17 protein-coding genes are annotated in these 21,012 nt (G+C 68.2%); 10 read left to right on the top strand and 7 right to left on the bottom strand.

Annotation, left to right across the window (positions count from 1 at the left end; genetic code table 11):
- The 4 genes from NR798_RS24260 to NR798_RS24245 all read left to right on the top strand — a co-directional run bounded on the left by NR798_RS24260 (position 1) and on the right by NR798_RS24245 (position 8,082).
- Positions 1–486 carry an AgmX/PglI C-terminal domain-containing protein gene (locus NR798_RS24260; protein WP_375764852.1) on the top strand — a complete coding sequence of 162 codons (486 nt, stop codon included), beginning with the start codon at positions 1–3 and terminating at the stop codon, positions 484–486.
- An 11-nt stretch (positions 487–497) separates the two neighbouring features.
- Positions 498–1,643 (top strand): acyl-CoA dehydrogenase family protein, encoded by a 1,146-nt coding sequence (locus tag NR798_RS24255; protein ID WP_375764851.1) that lies wholly within the window; start codon positions 498–500, stop codon positions 1,641–1,643.
- 362 nt (positions 1,644–2,005) lie between these two features.
- Positions 2,006–3,715 carry a 30S ribosomal protein S1 gene (locus NR798_RS24250; protein WP_375764850.1) on the top strand — a complete coding sequence of 570 codons (1,710 nt, stop codon included), beginning with the start codon at positions 2,006–2,008 and terminating at the stop codon, positions 3,713–3,715.
- A gap of 413 nt (positions 3,716–4,128) precedes the next feature.
- Positions 4,129–8,082 carry a serine/threonine-protein kinase PknK gene (locus NR798_RS24245; RefSeq protein WP_375764849.1) on the top strand — a complete coding sequence of 1,318 codons (3,954 nt, stop codon included), beginning with the start codon at positions 4,129–4,131 and terminating at the stop codon, positions 8,080–8,082.
- A gap of 305 nt (positions 8,083–8,387) precedes the next feature.
- Here the strand turns inward: NR798_RS24245 and NR798_RS24240 are convergent, their stop codons facing one another.
- Entirely contained in the window at positions 8,388–9,335 is a 948-nt protein-coding gene (locus NR798_RS24240; protein WP_375764848.1) for a UbiA family prenyltransferase, read from the bottom strand.
- A gap of 579 nt (positions 9,336–9,914) precedes the next feature.
- Here NR798_RS24240 and NR798_RS24235 point away from each other — a divergent pair.
- From NR798_RS24235 to queD, 3 genes are all read left to right on the top strand, one after another.
- Positions 9,915–11,093, top strand: a complete 1,179-nt coding sequence (locus NR798_RS24235) for a thiolase family protein (RefSeq protein WP_375764847.1) — start codon at positions 9,915–9,917, stop codon at positions 11,091–11,093.
- Between the two features lie 216 nt (positions 11,094–11,309).
- Positions 11,310–12,599 (top strand): class I SAM-dependent RNA methyltransferase, encoded by a 1,290-nt coding sequence (locus tag NR798_RS24230; protein WP_375764846.1) that lies wholly within the window; start codon positions 11,310–11,312, stop codon positions 12,597–12,599.
- A 27-nt stretch (positions 12,600–12,626) separates the two neighbouring features.
- Entirely contained in the window at positions 12,627–12,989 is a 363-nt protein-coding gene (gene queD, locus NR798_RS24225) for a 6-carboxytetrahydropterin synthase QueD (RefSeq protein WP_375764845.1), read from the top strand.
- On the opposite strand, the gene NR798_RS24220 is transcribed toward queD, so the two are convergent.
- The 6 genes from NR798_RS24220 to NR798_RS24195 form a co-directional block, all read right to left on the bottom strand.
- Positions 12,986–13,471 (bottom strand): hypothetical protein, encoded by a 486-nt coding sequence (locus tag NR798_RS24220; RefSeq protein WP_375764844.1) that lies wholly within the window; start codon positions 13,469–13,471, stop codon positions 12,986–12,988. The two genes, queD and NR798_RS24220, sit on opposite strands and share 4 nt — an antisense overlap.
- Before the next feature lie 44 nt (positions 13,472–13,515).
- The gene (locus tag NR798_RS24215) at positions 13,516–14,181 is read right to left on the bottom strand and encodes a hypothetical protein (RefSeq protein ID WP_375764843.1); all 666 of its coding nucleotides are present in this window, start codon (positions 14,179–14,181) and stop codon (positions 13,516–13,518) included.
- A gap of 7 nt (positions 14,182–14,188) precedes the next feature.
- Entirely contained in the window at positions 14,189–14,686 is a 498-nt protein-coding gene (locus NR798_RS24210) for a hypothetical protein (protein WP_375764842.1), read from the bottom strand.
- 380 nt (positions 14,687–15,066) lie between these two features.
- Positions 15,067–15,837, bottom strand: a complete 771-nt coding sequence (locus NR798_RS24205) for an SDR family NAD(P)-dependent oxidoreductase (protein ID WP_375764841.1) — start codon at positions 15,835–15,837, stop codon at positions 15,067–15,069.
- A gap of 11 nt (positions 15,838–15,848) precedes the next feature.
- Complete coding sequence (locus NR798_RS24200) at positions 15,849–16,685, bottom strand: dihydroneopterin aldolase (protein ID WP_375764840.1); 837 nt, start codon at positions 16,683–16,685, stop codon at positions 15,849–15,851.
- Positions 16,682–17,407, bottom strand: coding sequence for an SDR family NAD(P)-dependent oxidoreductase (locus NR798_RS24195; protein ID WP_375764839.1), 726 nt, complete (start codon positions 17,405–17,407; stop codon positions 16,682–16,684). The genes NR798_RS24200 and NR798_RS24195 overlap by 4 nt, the downstream gene beginning before the upstream one ends.
- 196 nt (positions 17,408–17,603) lie before the next feature.
- Between NR798_RS24195 and NR798_RS24190 the strand changes: the two genes are divergently transcribed.
- From NR798_RS24190 to miaB, 3 genes are all read left to right on the top strand, one after another.
- Positions 17,604–19,001, top strand: a complete 1,398-nt coding sequence (locus NR798_RS24190; RefSeq protein WP_375764838.1) for a VWA domain-containing protein — start codon at positions 17,604–17,606, stop codon at positions 18,999–19,001.
- A gap of 11 nt (positions 19,002–19,012) precedes the next feature.
- On the top strand, positions 19,013–19,519 hold the full coding sequence (locus tag NR798_RS24185; protein ID WP_375764837.1) for a hypothetical protein: 507 nt from the start codon (positions 19,013–19,015) through the stop codon (positions 19,517–19,519).
- 93 nt (positions 19,520–19,612) lie between these two features.
- Entirely contained in the window at positions 19,613–21,004 is a 1,392-nt protein-coding gene (gene miaB, locus NR798_RS24180; protein ID WP_375764836.1) for a tRNA (N6-isopentenyl adenosine(37)-C2)-methylthiotransferase MiaB, read from the top strand.
- The last annotated feature ends 8 nt before the right edge of the window (positions 21,005–21,012 follow it).

Below are 21,012 nucleotides of genomic sequence, written 5' to 3'. Positions count from 1 at the left end.
ATGATGAACCGTTCCCTGTTGATGGTGGTGGTGCTCGGGTCGGGCCTGGCGTTCGCGCAGGGCTCGCCCGCGAAGAAGGGCGCGTCCGCCAAGGACACCGCACCCGAGGCGGCTGCCCCCGCACAGGAGAAGAAGAAGGCGGAGCCGGTGCGGCCTCCGCCTCCGAACGTCACGCGTCTGCCCTTCACCCCGGACTCCATCCGCGAGGTGATGCAGTACCACTCGCGTGACGTGCAGGAGTGCTACGAGGAGCTGCTCGCGGCCAAGGGCAACAAGGTGGAGGAGGGCCGCATCATGACGACCTTCACCATCTCGCCCGATGGCTTCGTGCGCAACGCCAAGGTGGCCAAGAGCGGCACCACCCTCAAGGACCCGCGCCTGCACGAGTGCGTGGTGAACGTGCTCTCCGGCATCACCTTCCCGCAGCCTCCGGATGGGCGCGAGTACCCCATCGAGTATCCGTTCAACCTGAAGGCCATCAAGTAGGACCCGCTCCCGTGAACCTCGAGCTCACCGAGACGCAGACGCTCATCCGCGACACCGCCCGCAAGTTCGCCCGCGAGCGCGTGGCGCCCCAGGCGCGCAAGTTCGACAAGGAGGAGATCTTCCCCACCGAGCTCTTCAAGGAGCTGGCCTCCCTGGGGCTCATGGGGGTGACCATCCCCGGCCAGTACGGTGGCGCCGAGGCGGGCACCGCCTCCTACGCCCTGGCGATGATGGAGATGGCGGCCGCGTGCGCCTCCACCTCGGTGGCCATGGCCGTCACCAACATGTGCGGCGAGCTCATCTACAAGTTCGGCACCGAGGCCCAGCGCGAGAAGTACGTCACGCGCATCACCTCGGGCGAGGCGGTGGTGGGCTCGTTCGCGCTCTCCGAGCCCCACGCCGGCTCGGATCCGCGCGCCATGCGCACCACGGCCGTGCGCCGCGGGGACAAGTGGGTCCTCAACGGCAGCAAGCAGTGGATCACCTCCGGTGCCTATGCCGGGGTGATGGTGGTGTGGGCCCTCACGGGTGGGCAGGGGAACAAGGGCATCTCCGCGTTCATCGTGGAGGGCGGCACCCAGGGCCTCATCGTCGGCAAGCATGAGGACAAGATGGGCCTGCGGTCCTCCAACACCGTGGGCCTCACCTTCGAGGACATGGAGATCCCCGCGGAGAACCTCCTGGGCAAGGAGGGCGATGGCTTCAAGCTGGCGATGATCGCGCTGGACGGCGGGCGCATCGGCATCGCCTCGCAGGCGTGCGGCGTGGCGCGGGCGGCGCTCGAGGCCTCCATCCGCTACGCGAAGGATCGCAAGGCCTTCGGCCAGCCCATCGGCGAGTTCCAGGGCCTGCGCTTCATGCTGGCCAACATGGCCACGGAGCTCCAGGCGGCCGAGCTGCTGACGCTCCGGGCGGCCTACCTCAAGGACGAGGGCAAGCCGTTCACCCGTGAGGCCTCCATGGCGAAGCTGTACGCCAGCGAGATGTCCAACCGCGCGGTGGACAAGGCGGTGCAGATCCACGGCGGCTACGGCTACATCGACGAGTTCCCCGTGGAGCGCTACTTCCGCGACGCCCGCGTGCAGACCATCTACGAGGGCACCAGCGAGGTGCAGCGCCTGGTGATCGCCCGCGAGACGTTCAAGCTGCTCGACTGAACGCCCGCCCCCCTGGCCGAGGTCCCACGGTCCTGGTGGACCCCGTGCCGGGGGGTGATGGCGCAACGACCCATGGGGTAGCAGCTTTCCTTCCGCGACAGACCCCCGGATCCCCGGCGAGCCTGCCTGCCGGACGAGGGCTCTGGAAGGATGGGGGTGCCCGCCCTCCCAGGGCCGCATTATCAGGACTGTGAACAAGTACCGCGTGCTCGCTTGACTGCCGGTGTAACCGGTGTCTAGGGTGCGCGCCTTCGAGTCAACTCCGTTGTGGAGTGGGCTCGCGGGCCACTCGTAGCTCCCCGCGAGTGGCTGCCGTCAACCACCGGGGGCAGCTGTACCAGTTTCGAAGGACTCCCAATCTCATGCAGCAGAATGTGAACCAGCAGATCGGAGATGTTGGCGACGAGGATTTTGCCGCGATGTTCGAGGCCTCGCTCAAGGAGCGTGGCGGCGAGGGCATCCTCAAGGAAGGCGAGATCGTCAAGGGCACCGTCGTTCAGGTGACCAAGGACTACGCCATCGTCGACATCGGCTACAAGTCCGAGGGCCAGGTTCCGATCTCCGAGTTCACCAGCCCTCGCGGCGAGGTCTCCGTCAAGGCGGGCGACCCTGTCGAGGTCCTCCTGGAGAGCCGCGAGAACGATACCGGCATGGTCGTCCTCTCCAAGGAGAAGGCCGACAAGATGCGCATCTGGGACGAGATCAGCGCCGCGTGCGAGCGCGATGAGATCGTCAAGGGCACCATCGTGGGCCGTGTGAAGGGTGGCCTCTCCGTCGACATCGGCGTGAAGGCGTTCCTCCCCGGCAGCCAGGTGGATATCCGCCCGGTGCGCAACCTCGACCAGTACATCTCGAAGGAATTCGAGTTCAAGGTCATCAAGTTCAACAAGAAGCGCGGCAACATCGTGCTCTCCCGCCGCGTGCTGCTCGAGAAGCAGCGCGAGGAGATGAAGAAGGAGACCCTCAAGAACCTCAAGGAGGGTGCGGTCCTCAAGGGCGTGGTCAAGAACCTCACCGACTACGGCGCCTTCATCGACCTCGGCGGCATCGACGGCCTCCTCCACATCACCGACATGTCCTGGGGCCGCATCGGTCACCCCAGCGAGATGTTCAACGTGGGTGACGAGGTCCGGGTCGTCGTCCTCAAGTTCGACCCCACCCAGGAGCGCGTCAGCCTCGGTCTCAAGCAGATCCAGGAGGATCCGTGGCACCGCGCCGACGAGAAGTACCCGGTCGGCACGCGCGTCAAGGGCAAGACGGTCTCCATCACCGACTACGGCGCGTTCATCGAGATCGAGCAGGGCGTCGAGGGTCTGGTGCACGTGTCCGAGATGTCCTGGACCAAGCGCCTCAAGCACCCCAGCAAGATGCTGGAGGTCGGCCAGGAGGTCGAGGCCGTCGTTCTCGACATCGATCCGAAGGCCAAGCGCATCGCGCTGGGCATGAAGCAGATCGAGCAGAACCCCTGGACGCTACTCGAGGACAAGTACCCGATCGGCTCTGTCATCAAGGGTCAGATCCGCAACGTCACCGACTTCGGCGTGTTCGTCGGCGTCGAGGAGGGCGTGGACGGCCTGGTGCACGTGTCCGATATCTCCTGGACCCAGCGCATCAAGCACCCGGGCGAGATGTTCAAGAAGGGCGACGAGGTCGAGGCGGTGGTGCTCAACATCGACGTCGAGAACGAGCGCTTCAGCCTGGGCATCAAGCAGCTCCAGCCGGATCCCTGGGACACCCTGTCCGAGCGCACCCCGGTGGGCAGCCGCGTGAAGGGCAAGGTCACCAAGGTGACGGACTTCGGCGCCTTCGTGGAGATCGAGCCCGGCATCGAGGGCCTCGTGCACGTCTCCGAGCTGAAGGAGGAGCGTGTCGAGAACCCGCGTGACGTGGTGCAGGAGGGTCAGGATGTCGAGGTGAAGATCATCGACATCAACACCCAGGACCGGAAGGTCGCGCTGTCGATGAAGGCCCTGATCGGCGAGGGCGAGGACTACCGCGAGTACCTCCGCCGCCAGGCCGAGGGCTCCAAGGCCCGCCTCGGCGACGTGATGGCGAGCAAGCTGAAGAAGTAGTCAGCGCTCCGCCCCTCACGCGAGGGACACACCAGGCGGCCGGGCTCCCTTCGGGGGACCCGGCCGTCTGTTTTTGCGCCAGGCACGGGCATCGACCTGGAGGTGGAAGACGGTGCAACCTTGGGGCCCCCCCTGCCTTGGCCGCCTGGACGAGGAGCGCCTCATGGAGGCCTTCCTCCACCGGGTGGCCAACGGCGGCGGGACGATCGAGCGCGAATATGGCGCACCGGGTCTGCTTTTGGTGAGGGGGGCCGCACGTCCACCTCCGTCCAGCGCAGCCGCTGCTGCAGTGCTGACCCGCGTCCGCGGCGGAGGGCTTTTAGGGGTGCTCTCCCCGGAGATGACCTGGGGGTGATTTGGGCACAGGGATGATGCTTCGGCTATGGTGGCCAGCGGAGCACAGCCGGACATCCATGGACGACGAAAAGACCGCCTCCTCACCCGCCCAACCTCCTGGAACCCTGCCCAAGGGGGCGGTCATCGCCGGCCGCTTCATCCTTGAGGCCCTGGCGGGCCGCGGAGGGATGGGCAGCGTCTATCGCGCCACGGACTCCACCACGGGTGGCACCGTGGCCCTCAAGCTGCTGCATAGCGTTACCTCTCCGGAAGCGGCCTACCGCTTCTACCGCGAGGCCGTGCTGCTGGCCGAGTTGCGCCACCCCGGCATCGTTGGCTACGTGGCGCATGGCTCCACCGAGGCGCACCAGCCCTACTTGGCCATGGAGTGGCTGGAGGGAGAGGACCTGTCACGGCGACTGGCCCGACAGCCGCTGTCGCTGCCAGAGACGCTGACACTGCTGCACCGGGCAGCCGAGGCGCTCGCGGTGGCCCACCAACAGGGCATCATCCACCGGGACCTCAAACCCTCCAACCTCTTGCTGAGAGGGGGCCGGCCGGAGGAGGTGGTGCTGCTGGACTTCGGCCTCGCACGCCATGCGCATCCCACGCTGGTGGCGGTGACGGGGACGGGCATGGTGGTGGGCACGCCGGGGTACATGGCGCCGGAGCAGGCCTCCAGTGCGCCAGAGATTCCTCCCGCCGCCGACATCTTCTCGCTGGGGTGCGTGCTGTACGAGTGCCTCACGGGCAAGCCGCCCTTCGCGGCGCCCCACTTCGCGGCCACGCTGGCAAAGATTCTGCACGCCGAGCCCACGCGCCTGGAGGTGCTGCGCCCGGGGCTGCCGGCGGGCCTGCAGGTGCTGGTGGACCGGATGCTGGCCAAGGACGCGCAGCGCAGGCTGCCGGATGCGGCCAGCCTGGTGGAGGCACTCGCGGCAATGGAGTCCGTCCCCGAACTGCTGCTGCCGCAGGCCGGGCCGGAGCTGCGTCTCGACAGTGGGACGGAGGCCGAGCAGACGCTCGTCAGCGTCCTGCTGGTGTCTCTCGCGGCCGGGTCCCAGGAGGAGACGGCGGATTGGAACCAGGGCGTGGTGCTGCGTGACTCGTTGCGCACATATCTGGCGCCGCTACTGGGTGCCCGGGTGGAGCTCCTGGCGGACGGCTCGCTGGTGGCCACGCTGGTGCCCGAGCGCGGCACAGCCACCGACCAGGCGGCGCTGGCGGCGCGCTGCGCCCTCATGTTCAAGGATCGCTGGCCGGAGGCCGCGGTGGTGCTGGCCACGGGCCTGGGCGTCCTCAACGAGCGGCTGCCGGTGGGCGAGGCCATGGACCGGGCGGGGCGGCTGCTGCACCTGATGGGGCGCACGCCCTCGGCCAACGTGGTGATGGACGATGTCACGGCCGGATTGCTCGGGCCGGGCTTCCAGCTCTCCCGCGCCGATTCAGGCACCTTCGCGCTGCAGGGCGAGCGGCTCGACGCCGACGCCTCCCGTCCGTTGCTGGGCAAGCCCACCCAGTGTGTAGGCCGGGAGCAGGAGCTGGCGCTGCTCGACTTCACCTTCACCATGTGTGTCGAGGAGTCCGCCGCGCGGGCCCTGCTGGTGACGGCCCCGCCCGGCACGGGCAAGTCCCGGCTGCGCCATGAATTCCTGCGCCGCCTGGAGGGCAGGGAGCAGCCGCCGCTGGTGCTGCTGGGGCGCGGAGACCCGATGAGCACGGGCGCCGCGTACGGTCTGCTGGGTCAGGCGCTGCGGAGGTTGTGCGCAGTAGGGGAGGGCGAGAGCCTGGAGGCGCGGCGGACGCGGTTGTACCAGCGGGTGGTCCTGCACCTGCCGGAGGCCAGGGCCCAGGAGGCGGTGGAGTTCCTGGGCGAGCTGTGTGCCATTCCCTTCCCTGAGGAGGACAGTCCCCGCCTGCGGGCGGCGCGGGGCGACCCGCGGTTGATGAGCGCGCAGGTAGGCCGGGCCCTGGTGGTCTTCTTGAAGGCGGAGTGTGAGCGGCAACCGGTACTGCTGGTGCTGGAGGACCTGCACTGGAGTGATGCGCTGACGGTGACGCTGGTGGATGGGCTGCTGAGGGAGCTGGCCGGGCAGCCCTTGCTGGTGCTGGCGCTGGCACGGCCCGAGGTGAAGGAGCTCTTCCCAGGACTGTGGGCCAGGCGCCTGCAGGAGCTGCCGCTCCAGGGCTTGAGCCGCAAGGCCAGTGTCCGGCTGGTGCGCGAGGTGTTGGGGCCGCAGGTGCCGGAGTCCGTGGTGCAGCAGGTGGTGGAGCAATCCGACGGCAATGCCCTCTTCCTAGAGGAGCTCATCCGCATGGCGGCGGAAGGGCGCGGGAAGGAGGCACCGGAGACGGTGCTGGCGGTGCTGCAGGCGCGCCTGCTGCGGATGGAGCCAGGGTTACGTCAGGTCCTGCTGGCCGCGAGCATCTTCGGCCGCTCCTTCTGGCTGGAGGGAGTGGGGGAGCTGTTGGGCCGCCACGGCGAGCAGACGCAGTTGGAGCAGCATCTGCGGCTGCTGGTGGAGCAGGAGGTCATCGAGCCATGGCCCGACAGCCGCCTTCCCAAGGCGGCCGAGTACCGGTTCCGCCATGCACTGGCGGGGGATGCGGCCTATGGCCTGGTGCCCGACAGCCAGAAGCCCCTGGGCCACCAGCTCGCGGGGGCGTGGTTGGAGCGGATGGGCGAGCCCGATGCACTGGTGCTCGCCACGCATGCTCAGCGGGGGCAGCAGCCCGGGCGTGCCGTTCACTTCTACACCCGGGCCGCCGAGCGGCTCTTCGAGCGCAATGACTTGCATGGGACGCTGCGGTGCGTGGAGACGGCCCTGGCCTGTGATGTGGGCGGCGAGGACCTCACCCGGCTGCGGGCGCTCCATGCCATGGTGCTCTTCTGGATGGCGCAGATGTCCAGGGCCGTGGAGCTGGGCATCCCAGCGTTGGCCGGACTGAAGGCCGGCAGTCCGTTGTGGTGCAGGTTGATTGGCAACCTGCTCGTCGGCGGCGCCAGTGCTGCCCATCCGGAGCAGATGGCGGAGCTGTGCGGGTTGCTGGTGCGCACCACGCCGGAGCCCGAGGCGGTCGAGGCCTATTTCGAGGCCGTCTCCTTCATCGGGGGCGCGCACATCTGGTCCGGCGAGCGGCAGCAGGCGCAAGCCCTGCTCGGGCGGCTCATGGAGGTGGGCTCCGACGCGATGACCCACTCCCCCATGGCCCGGGGATTCGCGCGCATGTTACAGGGCTACTTCCTCTACCACTACGAAGCCAGCCCATGGCGGAGCTTGACGGTGCTCGAGCAGGGTCGGCGGGATTTCAGCTCGGTGGGTTCGGAGCGGAACACGAATGCCATCCAGGTCGTCTTAGGGGCGAGCCTGATGGCGGCGGGAGATTCGCAGGGGGCCGTGGAGCTGCTTCGAGAGACGCTGGCCCTCGCCAGACGGACGGAACAACATTTCCTGGCGGAGAGTTCCTTGTTCACCCTGGGCTTGGTGCTGTCCGAAAGCCCCGAGCCGGAGGACCAGCGGGAGGCGCACGCCTGGGCGCTCGAGTGGGTGGGCCGGAAGAGCGCCCATCCCTTCATCCCGGGAATGGCCCATGCCCTGCTGGCGCGGATGACCGCGGCGGGTGGCGCGCTGCGCGAAGCCGAGTCTCATGCGCGCAAGGCGTGTGAGCTGCTGAGGCCGCTCCCGGTCTACCTGGTGTTCGCGCGCACCGTCCTCAGCTCCATCCTGCTCGTCCAGGAGCGCATGGAGGAAGCCCGGCAGGAGGCGGAACTGGGCGTGGGGGCGTTGGAGCGGATGCGCAGCGAGGGCGTCGACGCGGTGGGCATGTATCTGGCGTTGGCGGAAGCCTGCTTCGCGCAGGGGGATGCGAGTGCGGGAGACACGGCCCTGCGCAAGGCCGTTAAGTGCGTGCGGGCCCGCGCCGGTGACTTCCCCGAGCCCAAGGCCCGAGAGCGCTTCCTGCGCCAAGTGTCCGAGAATGCCCGGACGCTGGAGCTGGCCCGCCAGCGATGGGGCGAAGCCACGGCATAGGGCCTCGAAGCCGTAGGGCGGGCCGTGGACACCCTGTTTGCCTGGCAGGATGCGCCCGCCGGGCGGGCCAGGGCCAACCTGCCCAACAGCGTAAATGATCGCCGGTCCCCGTGACCGAGGAGCTTGACGAGAGCGCATGGCCTGACGGAACGCTCACCGCGATGCGATGGCCACCGTGGCACCCGGTCCGCTCAGGACATGCAGGAGAGAGTGTGGCGCGTCAGCCCGTCCCGGACTGCTCGAGCTGGCCCGGCAGAAGAAGATTGACCCCGACGAGTTCCCCGCGCTTGTTCGGAGTCGCCTCCTCAGCCACCCCACCGCACGATGCCGAACGGCGTCAGGACCATGACAAGGAACCACAAGGGGAACAGCAGATAGGTCCTGTGATCCTCCTTCTCGTTCACCAACACGAGCACGCGGATCGCGATGAGCCCGCCCAGGGCAGCCTGAGCGGTATCGAGCAAGAGCCACCACCGGACGTGACCGGTAGCCGCGAACCACATCAGCATCGCGTGCGTGATGGAGATCAGCACGCCAAAGCCCAACGCCAGGAAGCGCCGCGTCCACGCCACCCCAAACCACATGGGGAAGGTCACGCGCCCGCTCAGCTCGTCCCCCTTCATGTCCCGGAGATCCTGCAGCGGGACCAGTATGAAGATGGCCACGGACAGGAAGACGATCCACACCCAGACGGTATGCTCCGCCCAGTCGTTGTGGTTGATGGGGCCGGGGGATGCAATGTCCCAGGCAGCATAGAGGGAGACGTAGACGCCTAGGCCGTTGCAAAGGTTCTTGATGAACCAGAGCCTCGAGCCCCCCAGCAGATTGTGGACGATGCTAATCGCTTGCCACAGCAACGTCCAAAGCAGCACGTCCAACCACCAGCCCACGAGGAAGTACACGGCCATGCCTAAGCCCCACCGCACCCAGGCTCCGCGCAGGGAGATCTCGCCTTTCGGCAACGGACGATCCTTGTTGTTCTTGCGATCCTCCTCCACCCCAAGGATCTGGTTGGACAAGCAGAAGGTGTAGGCGAAGCAGGCGAAGTAGAGGAGGCTCTTGCCGAAGACCGGCAACAGGCTCATCCAGTTCAGCAAAAACGAATTCTCACCCAGCCAGCAAACCACCGAGAAGAGCACACCGGGCAACAGCGCGGCGGTTCCGTCGTAACGGATGATCCGCCAGAAGATATACAACTCGAAGGCTCCCCTGTTGAGAGGGAGCGTGGTGAGGGTGGTGCTAGTGGCATTCACTGTGGCGCCTCCTGAGTACGAAGCAGACTGCCACCCGGGGCGCGTAGGCGCTGTGAGCAGCTTCACCTTCGATGGGTAAAGCATCGCACTGCGTGGGGTGGTGACCCAGACGCGGGGTTGTCGACGGCAGCCGAGAGCCGATGAGATTTGACGGTCAGGTCGAAAAGTCGATCGGAGTGGTAGTAGGACGTACAGCACCTGCGCAGTAGCGGGCGGCGATAAAAAGAGAGGGCCGGGTCTGGTCCACCCGAGCCCTCAGGAGTGTTGCTCGCCAAATGCGGACCCGCTTGTCCGGCGGTGTGGCAGGGGAGTAGCGAGGCGACCTCGCTACCCCTATGCCGATTTCTCTCTCTGGGAGAGCGTGGGGGGGAGGGTCTGCCCCCCGGCTCCCCTGCGCTTGGCGCACCGTGTCACGAGTCGATTCCGAGGAGTCCTCGGAGCCAGAAGCCCATCTCTCCGCACAGTGGACGCTCCGTCTCTGGAGCAGGCAAGGAGGCTTGACCCTTCCACAAGGCGTAGTGATAAGGGCCCTCCCGAGGGTTATTCGAAGTCATCTCCCGCATCCCAAGGAGGCAGTTCATGGCTCGTGAAGTGGTCATCGTCGGCGCGGCGCGTACCCCCATCGGGGCCTTCCAGGGCGCCCTGTCCAAGCTGACGGCGCCCCAGCTCGGCGCCATCGCCATCAAGGCGGCGCTGGAGCGCTCGGGCGTTTCCCCGGATCAGGTGGGTGAGACGATCATGGGCTGCGTGCTGCAGGCCGGCGTGGGCCAGGCCCCGGCGCGCCAGGCGGCCATCTACGCCGGCATCCCCGAGAGCGTTCCCGCCGTCACCATCAACAAGGTGTGCGGCTCGGGCCTCAAGGCGGTCATCGCCGGCGCCCAGGCCATTGCCCTGGGTGACGCCGAGGTGGTGGTGGTCGGCGGCATGGAGTCCATGAGCAACGCGCCCTACGTCAGCCACACCATGCGTGGTGGCGCCCGCATGGGCAACGTGGAGTTCAAGGACGCGATGATCCTCGACGGCCTGTGGGATCCCTACAGCAACGTCCACATGGGCAACTGCGCCGAGGAGTGTGCTGTCGGTCAGGGCATCAGCCGCGCCAACCAGGACGAGTACGCGCTCGAGTCCACCAAGCGCGCCATCGAGGCCCAGAAGGCCGGCCTGTTCACCCGCGAGATCGTCCCCGTCACCGTGCCCGGTGGCAAGGGCGGTGACGTGGTGGTGAGCGAGGACGAGGGCCCCAAGAACGCCCGGCCGGAGAAGATCCCCACGCTCAAGCCCGTCTTCAAGAAGGACGGCACGGTGACGGCGGCCAACGCGTCCTCCATCAACGACGGCGCCGCGGCGCTGGTGCTGATGAGCGCCGAGCGCGCCAAGGCCGAGGGCCGCACCATCCTGGGCCGTATCGCCGGCTACGCCGGGGCCGCCCGCAAGCCGGTGGAGTTCACCATCGCCCCGGCCGACTCCATCAACAACCTCCTCAAGAAGACCGGCCACAAGACCACCGACGTGGACCTGTGGGAGATCAACGAGGCGTTCGCGGTGGTGGCCCTGGCCAACAACAAGCTCCTCGGCCTGGAGGCCTCGAAGGTGAACGTGCGCGGCGGCGCGGTGGTGCTCGGCCACCCGATCGGCGCCTCGGGCGCGCGCCTGCTGGTGACGCTGGTGCACACGCTGCAGGACACGAACAAGAAGCGCGGCGTGGCGTCGCTGTGCATCGGTGGCGGCGAGGGCATCGCGCTGATGGTGGAGCGCTAGTCCCCAGCGGAACGAACACTCCCTCTCCCTCTGGGAGAGGGGCGGGGTGAGGGTCTTTCGAGGACTCTCACCCCGTTGTCGTTGAAGCTCCGAGGCCCTCGGGTCTCATGTCATCCCCGCCGTGGTCCTGGCTCCCAGGGCCCTGGCGGAATACCCCGGCCAGTGCGGAGGTCGAATAAGGATGGCGCCCGGAAGGGTGCCGCTTCCCCGTTTCCCATGCTGCCGGATACCCCCATTGAATTGACGATCGACCGCCTCGGGCAGCTCGGAGAGGGCGTGGGCTCCTACGAGGGCCGCACCGTCTTCGTGCCCGGTACCTTCCCCGGCGAGCGGGTGCGCGTGCGCCTGGAGCAGGAGGGCAAGGTGATGCGCGGGCACCTGCTCGGCGACGTGCTGGCCCCGAGCCCCGACCGGAGGCGCTCGCCCTGTGGCCTGAGCGCGCGCTGTGGCGGGTGCGACTGGCTGGAGCTGTCCGAGTCCGCCCAGCGCGCCGCGAAGCAGGAGATCGTCCTCTCCGCCCTGGAGCACCTGGGCCGGCTGAAGCGGGATACCTTCGCGGTGCGGCCCCTGCTGATGGCGCCAACGGAGTTCGGCTACCGGCGGCGGGCGGTGCTGCACTTCCTCAAGGACGAGCTGGTCTACTTCGGGCGGAGGAGCCATGACCGGGTGCCGGTGAGCGAGTGCGGCGCGTTGGTGCCAGTGCTCGCCGGGCTGCCGGGGAAGCTGGGGCCGCTGCTCAAGCCGGTGTCGCGGGACGCGGAGGAGCTGCACCTGCTGGCCGAGGGCGCCAAGGCGTCCTTCGCGGTGATGCTGAAGGGCCAGGCGACGCCCCGGCACGTGGAGGCATGCGACAAGGCGGTGCGTGCGCTGCGGCTGGAGGGGGCGGTGCTGGTGCCCAAGGAGGGCTCGCCGCGCATCATCGGCAAGCCGGTGCTGCGCTCGGTGTCGCCGCTGCGGCCGGAGGTGCCGTTGTACCTGCGTCCGGATGCCTTCTCGCAGGCGCATGCCGAGGCCAACGTGGGCCTGGTGACCTCGGCGGTGTACGAGCTGGCTCCGCGTGAGACGGATGCGGTGTTGGAGCTGTACTCGGGCAACGGCAACTTCACGTTCCCGTTGGCGGCGAGCGCGGCGTCGGTGCTGGGGGTGGAGTCCTCTCCGGCCTCGGTGGAGCTGGCGCAGCGCAGTGCGCGGGAGGGGGGGGTGGCCAACGTCCGCTTCCACCAGGGGGATGCCCGGAAGGTGTGCGAGGGCCTCATCCGCGAGGGGAAGCGGTTCGACCTGGCGCTCGCGGATCCTCCGCGGACGGGGGCTCCGGGGCTCGCCCGGTGGCTCAAGGCGCTGGGGGTGAGGCGGGTGGTGTATGTGGCGTGTGACCCGGGCTCGCTGGCGCGCGACGCGGCGGGACTGGTAGAGGCGGGTTACAAGCCGCTCGCGCTCCAGGTGGTGGACATGTTCCCCCAGACACACCACGTGGAATCCGTGATGTCTTTCGCGCTGCCCGCGTAGTTTCCCGGCGGCGCACAGGAGTCTGTTTTGGAGATCTTCAAGGAGTTCACCTTCGAGGCGGCCCATCGCCTCCCCAATGTGCCCCCGGGGCACAAGTGCGCCCGGTTGCACGGCCACTCCTACCGCGTGACCCTGCATGTGCAGGGCCCGGTGGGGGCGGACTCGGGTTGGGTGATGGACTTCGCCGACCTCTCCGAGGCCTTCAAGCCGATCCAGGCCCAGCTCGATCACTACTACCTCAATGAGATCGAGGGGCTGTCCAACCCCACCAGCGAGAACCTGGCGCGGTGGATCTGGCAGCGGGTGCGGCCGCGTCTGCCCCAGCTCTCCCAGGTGATGGTGCGGGAGACCTGCACCTCCGGCTGCATCTACCGCGGCGAGAACGACTAACGTTCTTCAGCGGGCCGCGTCAGGAGCGGGGGCGTCATTCTTCCGGTTGCCTGCCCAGCCCCGCCGCGATGGGCCAGCTTCTCGCGCTTGTCGCTGTAGGCCCGGAGGATGTCGTAGGCCTCGTCGTGCGCTTGGGGGGGAGAGCCCGGTGCAGCGCCTCCGCGCATCTCGTACTTGTCGATGGCGTTGTCGACGGCGGCGTCGGCCATCTCGAGCCGGGCCCGTGCGGCCGCCGCCTCGGAGTGCGCGGCCGCGGCTCCGGTCCTGGATTGTACAGCCCCAAAGTAATAGCCAATCACCACCGCGGCGATGCTCGACGCGTACTGGACCAGGTCCTTGGCTCGCGCGAACGTCTCGGGGTTGTCGATCTTGATCCAGGCGCCAATGAATGAGGCAACGAGCCCAAGGACCAGGATGCCGCCCAGAACCCCAGAGAAGAGTTCCTTCCGGCCTTCAATGGTGCCCCACGGATTGTTCTTCATTGCTCCTCCCGGTCATGCGGGCACGGTCATCGGAGGCCCGGCACTCAGATTTGGTACACCTGTTCACTGGCTGGCAGGGGATCGGTCGGTTCGTCCCAGGGCGCGTTGTTCATCCTGGGCTGGTTGACGGCGACCTCGTACAAGCGCTTGAGCAGATCTGCGGCTGGATAGAGCTGTGCCGCGTTCAGGTCGTGGTAGGCGGGCCTCAGCGGCACCAGGAAGCTACCTCCCGAGGCGTGCCCCTGAAGCCAGAGCGCATCGAGGGAAAGGGCGGGTATCTCCAGGATCGAGAGATCGAAGTCCTTGGCCTTGACCTCGCTGGTCCCCTCCGCCTGTTCGATGGCCTGGGCCATCCAGAACGCGCCCTGTCCGCAGCTCACCTGGAGAAACTGCGCCGAGTTCGATTCCAGATCGAGGGCCACGTCCGCATACCCCACTGCCGTATGCGGCATCGCGTTCTTGCGCATGAGCAGGAATCTCCAGCCGGTGGGCTCCCGCCACCTCAGGCCCTCGCCGTGAAGGGTCTGGGTGATGAGATACGAGAACTCCTCGAGGTCCAGGACATGGAAGGGGATGGGAGCGGAGAGAATGACGGGCTTGGGTGCGCAGAGCACCTCGGACACGCTGGGAAGAACGCAGATCTCCTGGATGATCGCCTCTTCGAACATGGCCCGAATGACCCTGGGCAGTTCATGCAGGTGGAGCGCCATGGCAAGCTCACAAGGTCAAGTAGGTATGGGTCCAGACTCCGATGCTCCGGTATCTGGACATGAGGTGGGAATACTCGAGCGTGCGTGTATCCGAGCCGTAGCGCGGGTCGCTGACGTCCAGGAACTCACGCCAGCGTCCGTTCTGGTGGTCGGTGATATAGCCGGTGATCAGCAGGAAATGACCTTCCGTGCTCTTCCTCCAGCTGACACGGACACAGGGGAGGCGGCCTGAATCCAGCTCCTGCTTGATCAATGGAAACTGCGAGCTGGTAGGGACGAGCTTTCGATACTCTCGGTAGTGCCCGACCCGGTTCAGGGCTCGCTCGAGATACCAGGAGGTGTTGCACGAATCGCCCTCCACGCAGCAGTCCGCGGCCATTCCCAGCTCCCGGTTCGCCAGCATGCATTGGGTCCAGGGGCTGGCCTGCTTCTCGTAGTATTGGCTGATGCTGACCGCGATGGCCGCCCAGCACCACTGATCGTGCTTCTGGGTCTCGACACGCAAGCCAATCCGCCTGGCGAGCGTGGACCCTGGAGCGATCCTTCCTCCGCCAACGGGTGGTGGGACCTCGTTGCCCCCGTCAAGAATTGACGGCATCTCATTCCTCCATAATGGATGGTGCTTCCGTGCGCAGGCTCGACGAGCGGGCATGCTCGCCGGAGCTGGGTGTGCGGACATGCCAGCAGCCCGGACCGCTGATGCGCCCCTCTTCCTCTCTATTTGGAGCACGCGGTGGGCGAATGTGAGGGCGTCGGAGCCTTTTTTAGGGAGACCGGAGCAGAACCCACGGAGTGGATACATCCAGCCTGGACCTCTCCAGCACGCAGGCCCTTCATCGGAAAGAGCCAACCGCTTCGCGCGAACGCGTCCAGCGGCGCAGGTGCTCACTCCCGCAGCAGCAGTCCTCCGTCGATCACCAGCTCGCTGCCGGTGGTCCATGGTGCCGCCAGCAGGTGCACCACCGCGTCGGCCACCTCCTCGGGCTTGCCGAGCCGTCCCAGCGGGTGCAGCGCCCCCAGCGTGGACAGTTGGGCGGAGACCCTCCGCTCGAGCTCCTCGGCCTCGGGAGGCGGCTCGCCGGGATTCAGGCGCGGGGCCCGGACCATCTCCGTGTCCACCACTCCCGGGCAGACCGCGTTGGCCCGGATGCGCCGCGCCGCCCCCGCCAGGGCCAGTGAGCGCATCGCCGCCAGCATCCCGGCCTTGGCCGCGCTGTAGGCCGCGCTTGTGGTCAGCGGCCGCATCGCCAGCGTGGAGGAGATGAACACCATGCCTCCACCGTCCTCCAGCACCGACAGCGCCTCCTCGCCCAGGCGCAGTGGGGCCACCAGGTTGATCTCCAGCTGGGCCCGCAGCGCCTCCTCGGAGATGTGCCCGGGCGGCTGGTGCTCCACCACCCCCGCCGAGTGCACCAGTCCGTCCAGCCCGCCCAGCGCTTCACGCGCCCTCGCCAGCAGCCCCGCGCGCTCGGAAGGGGAGGAGAGATCGCAGGGCAGGGCCACCGCCTGACCGGGCCAGGCTCGCACCACCGCCTCCAGCCGAGCCGCCCGGCGCGCGCTCAGCGCCACCTGGCCTCCCGCCCGCAGCAGCACCTCGGCCACCGCGAGCCCAATCCCGCTTCCCCCGCCCGTCACCAGCACCTTCCGGGTTCCCACGGGCCGCGTGCTCACCACCGCTCGCTCTCCGCTTCCGGGGTGCTCGCCGCCGCCGGGTAGTACGCCCGGCCCTCCACCGGCACCAGTCCACCGGGAGGCTCGGGCACCTCCACCTCGTCCCCGGGGAGGAAGGCCGGACGGTCCACGCACAGCACCGTCTGCTCGAGCGCCCTCGGGTTGTCGTAGCGGTGCGGCAGGTGCTTCGGCCACCGGAAGCCCGTGCCCGCCAGCACCGGCCGGCCCTGGAGCAGCAGCCCGTGGCCCAGCACCAGCTCGGCCTCGTTCATCACCCGGTGCTCGTGCGTGGGGATGGTGCGGCCCGGGGCGATGCGCAGCCGGTAGATGCCCACGTGCTCGTCCTGGAAGACGATGTCCACCCGCCCGAAGGGCTTCTCCTCCTTCTCGAACTGGTACTCGTCCGCGGCGCGGTGCACCTGCAGCGAGGCCAGTCCGGCACCGGCCAGGGCCTCGGGCTTGGACAGCCGCAGGGTGACGGCCCGCACCGGGGCCCGCGCCGAGTCCTCCGTCGGCGGGGCGAGGATGTAGCGGCAGAGGGCCTCGGCGGCCGTCTCGAGCATGCGGAAGTCGGCCGTCTCCAGCAGGAAGCGCAGCTCCCCGGCCAGCCGCCCGTAGTCCACCGTGTCGCGGAGGCTGCCAGCAGAGGCGGCCTTCCGGGTGTCCAGGTAGAGCGCCACGTCGAGCTCCAGCGGCTGGGGCGTGCCGCGCTCGGCGGGGTAGACGCCGACGATGCACTGCACGGAGATCTGGCGCAGCTCGATGACGTCCAGCGGACGGCCCTGGGCGTCACGCGGGAGGGCCGAGACGCTGTCGGAGAAGGGGCGGTTCATAGCTGGGCGCTCCGGGCTCCATCCACGGCGATCACCTGTCCGGAGATATAGGGCGCCTCGCGGGCCAGGAAGACCACGGTGCGGGCGATGTCCTCGGCCGAGCCCACCCGTCCGAGGGGGATGCGGGCGAGCGTGGCCTGCTGGGCGGCCTCGTCGAAGTCCTCGGGGAAGACGACCGTGCCTGGGGAGATGGCGTTGACCCGCACCTTGGGCGCGAGCTCCACCGCCAGGGCCCGGGTGAGGGTGATCAGCCCGGCCTTGCTGGCGGAGTAGTGGGCGTAGTGGCTCTCCACCCGCTCGGCGCCAATGTCGGTGAGGTTCACGACGAGCGGCTGGGGCGCGGCTCGCAGCGCCGGGAGCAGCGCCTGGGTGAGGAAGAAGGGCGCCTCCAGGTTGATTCCCATCATCCGGTGGTAGTGCTCCCGGGTGATGTGCTCGAAGGCGATCCGCTCGAAGATGCCCGCGTTGTTGACGAGCACGTCGATGGCCGGGTGGACCTGGCGCAGGGTGGCCGCCAGCGACTCCAGCTCTCGGGGGGCTCCCAGGTCGGCGCGGTAGACGGTGGCGGTGCGTCCCAGGGCGCGGGCCTTGGCGGCGACCTCCTCGGCTCCCTCGGTCGAACGGTGGACGTGCAGGGCCAGGTCGTAGCCCACCTCGGCCAGCGCCAGGGCGATGGCCTTGCCGATCCGGATGCCCGCTCCGGTGACGACGGCTGTTGGCATGAAGGTCTCCCTCGGGTTTTCTGCGCGCCCGGGTATACAGGAGCACGGGGCCGCTCGCTGAGAGAACGAGGGTTCGCCTCCCGCTTCCGAGCCGGGTGCGACAAGAGGATTGAGGGCCCCGTGACAGGTTGGGAGGATGGGAAGGCCGGGCGGGATGGAGACTGGTAGAACGCTGGGGTAAGGGGTTTACGACCACATGGACGCACGCATCGTCGAGTTCGCCGAGGTCCTCCGCCAGAACGGGGTGCGGGTGAGCACGTCCGAGGTCTCGGATGCCGCGCGAGCCACCGCCGAGGTGGGCCTCCAGGACAAGACCATCTTCCGCTCGGTGCTGCGCACCACGCTGGTGAAGCGCCAGCAGGACGTGGACGTCTTCAACCGGGCCTTCGACTTCTTCTTCTCGGGGGCGGCCAAGACGTTCGAGGCGCTCGACAAGTCCCTGGCCCAGCAGATCCAGGAGCAGGGGCTCATCGAGGGCGACAACCTGACGATGCTCCTGTTCCAGATGAACCAGCTCTTCCCCGAGCTGTCCCCGCTGGCCCAGGCGGCCCTCATGGGGGACCGGGCGCGGCTGGCGCAGATCTTCCGCTCGGCCACGCTGCAGCTCGACTTGTCGCAGATGCAGAGCTCGATGCAGACGGGCTTCTTCTCGCGGCGGCTGATGGTGGCGGCGGGGATGGATCGGGCGCGCTCGGAGCTGAAGGTGCTCGAGGACGAGCTGCGCAAGCGGGGCCTGCCGGTGGAGGGGGTGGAGATCGTCTCGCGCCACGTGGCCGAGGCCATGCGCAAGGTGGAGGACGCGGCGCGGCGCGAGGTGAAGCGCCAGGCCGAGGCGCGCATCCGCAAGCCCACGGGCGGGGTGGTGGACAAGCCGCTGCACCAGCTCAGCCAGGCCGAGGTGAACCAGATGGAGTCGGCGGTGAAGACGCTGGCCGAGAAGCTCAAGGCCCGGCTGATCCGCAAGGCGCGCTCGAAGCGGAAGGGGACGCTCAACGTGCGCCGCACGCTGCGCCGCAACCTGCCGTGGGGTGGGGTGCCCATGGTGCCCCAGTTCCGCGCCCGCCGCCCCGAGCGCCCCGAGGTCGTCGTCCTCTGCGACGTCTCGGACTCGGTGCGCAACGCCTCGCGGATGATGCTGCTCTTCACGTACACGCTGCAGTCGCTCTTCGTGCGCGTGCGCTCGTTCGTCTTCGTGTCGGACGTGGGCGACGTGACGCAGTACTTCAAGGAGCAGGAGGTGGACAAGGCGATCGACCTGGCCACCATGGGGCAGGCCGTCTCGCTCACCGCCAACTCCAACTACGGCCGCGCGCTCGCCATGTTCACGAGGGATCAGCTCGGCAGCATCACGCGCCGCACCACGGTGATGATCATCGGAGACGGCCGCAACAACTACAACGCCAACAACGCCTGGGCCCTCAAGGACCTGAAGCAGAAGTGCAAGCGGCTCTTGTGGATCTGCCCCGAGGACCGTCCCAACTGGGGCTTCGGGGACAGCGAGATGCTCACCTATTCGAAGGAGTGCCACCAGACGGTGGTGGTGAACTCCGTGGCCGATCTGTCCCGCATCGCGGAGCAGCTCGTGCCCGCCTGAGAGAGACACCCATGTCCCGTTCCATGTTCGATGATCTCGATGTGTCGCAGGCCAGTGCCATGGGGGCCGCCGACTCCCGCACGCTGCGGTTCGCCGCCCATGCCCTTACCGAGGCCGATCTGCAGGGCCTCATCCGCTACCAGGAGGCCTTCCTCTCCCACGTGGAGCAGGCGCCGCGGGGGGAGGCCCACGCGCTCACCACCGCGCACGAGCTCGGGCTGAAGGCGTCCGGATTGGCGGTGAAGGTGGTGGAACTGGGCAACTCGATGCTGCGCGCCTACTGCGGCCAGCGCTGGACGGCGCGCCGGCTGCGCACCCGGCTGGCGGAGCTGGAGCAGCAGTCGGATGGCATCTCGGCCGAGAAGGCCGGCAAGGCCCGGGACGAGCTGCGCCGCATCGAGGACCTGGAGCCCCTGGCCCGGCGCTACGGCCAGGAGGCGATCGACCTGCTCAACCAGCGCGAGGACCACCTGGTGGCCCTCCATACCCGGATGCAGAAGGCCCTCACCCGGGCCTAGGGGGGCTCGCCCTCCTGCCCGCCAGGGCGCTGGAACCATTGCAATCCGCCGGGGCTCGTCGGATAAGAGCCCGTTCTCCGTACGGAAAGACCCATGAAGCGCTACTTCATCCACACCTTCGGCTGCCAGATGAACGTCAACGACTCGCTCCGCATGAGCGAGGTACTCGGCAAGCTGGAATACCGGCCCACGCCGGTGGCGGAGGAGGCCGACCTCATCATCCTCAACACCTGCTCCATCCGGGAGAAGGCCGAGGACAAGATGCTGTCGGCGCTGGGCCGCTACCGCACGGTGAAGCTGGCGCGGGGCACGCTGCTGGGCGTCGGCGGGTGCGTGGCGCAGCAGGAGAAGGACAAGCTCCTCAAGAAGGTGCCCTACCTGGACTTCGTGTTCGGCCCGGACTCGATCGCCAAGCTGCCGGACATCATCGGCCGTGTGCAGGGCGAGCGCGAGCGCGTGGTGGAGACGGCCTGGGTGGACTCGGAGGAGTACGTCTTCCCGCGCGCGGATCCCGAGACGAGCCGCGGCAAGGTGACCGAGTTCGTCACGGTGATGAAGGGTTGCGACAACGTCTGCTCCTTCTGCGTGGTGCCGCACACGCGGGGCCGCGAGGTGAGCCGGGCCTTCCCGGAGGTGCTCGCCGAGGTGGCGGACCTGGCGAAGGTGGGCGTGCGCGAGGTGACGCTGATCGGGCAGAACGTGAACTCGTACCAGGGCGGCGTGAGCTTCGCGCAGCTGCTGCTGCGCACGGCGGAGGTGCCGGGCATCGAGCGCGTGCGCTTCACCACGAGCCACCCGCACGACCTGTCCGACGAGCTGATCGAGGCCTTCCGGACGCAGCCGAAGATCATGCCGCACTTCCACCTGCCGGTGCAGAGCGGCTCGAATCCGGTGCTCAAGCGGATGCGGCGCGACTACACGGTGGTGCAGTACCTGGAGCGGCTGGAGAAGCTACGCGCGGCGCGGCCGGGCATCGCGGTGACGACGGACATCATCGTGGGCTTCCCGGGTGAGACGGAGGAGGACTTCGCGCTCACGCTCGAGCTGACGGAGAAGGTGCGCTACGAGAACCAGTTCTCGTTCATCTACAGCCCCCGGCCGAAGACGGGCGCGGCGCTGAAGGAGGACGAGTGGGGTCCGGTGCCGCACGAGGTGAAGATCGAGCGGCTGGAGCGGCTGCAGAAGATCCAGCGGCGCATCAGCGGGGAGCACACGGCGTCGCAGGTGGGGCTGGAGGTGGAGGTGATGGTGGAGGGCCACTCGCGCTACAACCCGGCGAAGCGCTTCGGGCGGACGCCGGAGAACCGCACGGTGAACTTCGAAGGCGACGCGCCGGCGGGGGCGTTCGTGAAGGTGCTGGTGGAGAGCGCCACGCCGAACCAGCTGTCGGGCAAGCAGACGGTGGTGCTGAGCCAGCCGGTGGTGGTGCCGCCCGCGGATCTCCCGGGCCCCGACGTCTCGTGCGTCGTGGCTGACGTGGCCTGAGCCTCAAC

This window comes from Archangium gephyra (genome assembly GCF_042230915.1).
GTDB lineage: Bacteria > Myxococcota > Myxococcia > Myxococcales > Myxococcaceae > Archangium > Archangium gephyra_B.
Note: the sequence above shows the minus strand (reverse complement) of the source record. Positions and strands in the feature narration are given on the sequence as shown.

Excerpts from the sequence above, each read along its gene's own strand:
- NR798_RS24260 (WP_375764852.1), top strand. The coding sequence starts at position 1 with ATGATGAACCGTTCCCTGTTGATGGTGGTGGTGCTCGGGTCGGGCCTG.
- NR798_RS24250 (WP_375764850.1), top strand. The coding sequence starts at position 2,006 with ATGCAGCAGAATGTGAACCAGCAGATCGGAGATGTTGGCGACGAGGAT.
- NR798_RS24245 (WP_375764849.1), top strand. The coding sequence starts at position 4,129 with ATGGACGACGAAAAGACCGCCTCCTCACCCGCCCAACCTCCTGGAACC.
- NR798_RS24235 (WP_375764847.1), top strand. The coding sequence starts at position 9,915 with ATGGCTCGTGAAGTGGTCATCGTCGGCGCGGCGCGTACCCCCATCGGG.
- NR798_RS24230 (WP_375764846.1), top strand. The coding sequence starts at position 11,310 with ATGCTGCCGGATACCCCCATTGAATTGACGATCGACCGCCTCGGGCAG.
- NR798_RS24220 (WP_375764844.1), bottom strand. The coding sequence starts at position 13,471 with ATGAAGAACAATCCGTGGGGCACCATTGAAGGCCGGAAGGAACTCTTC.
- NR798_RS24215 (WP_375764843.1), bottom strand. The coding sequence starts at position 14,181 with ATGGCGCTCCACCTGCATGAACTGCCCAGGGTCATTCGGGCCATGTTC.
- NR798_RS24200 (WP_375764840.1), bottom strand. The coding sequence starts at position 16,685 with ATGAACCGCCCCTTCTCCGACAGCGTCTCGGCCCTCCCGCGTGACGCC.
- NR798_RS24195 (WP_375764839.1), bottom strand. The coding sequence starts at position 17,407 with ATGCCAACAGCCGTCGTCACCGGAGCGGGCATCCGGATCGGCAAGGCC.
- NR798_RS24190 (WP_375764838.1), top strand. The coding sequence starts at position 17,604 with ATGGACGCACGCATCGTCGAGTTCGCCGAGGTCCTCCGCCAGAACGGG.
- NR798_RS24185 (WP_375764837.1), top strand. The coding sequence starts at position 19,013 with ATGTCCCGTTCCATGTTCGATGATCTCGATGTGTCGCAGGCCAGTGCC.
- miaB (WP_375764836.1), top strand. The coding sequence starts at position 19,613 with ATGAAGCGCTACTTCATCCACACCTTCGGCTGCCAGATGAACGTCAAC.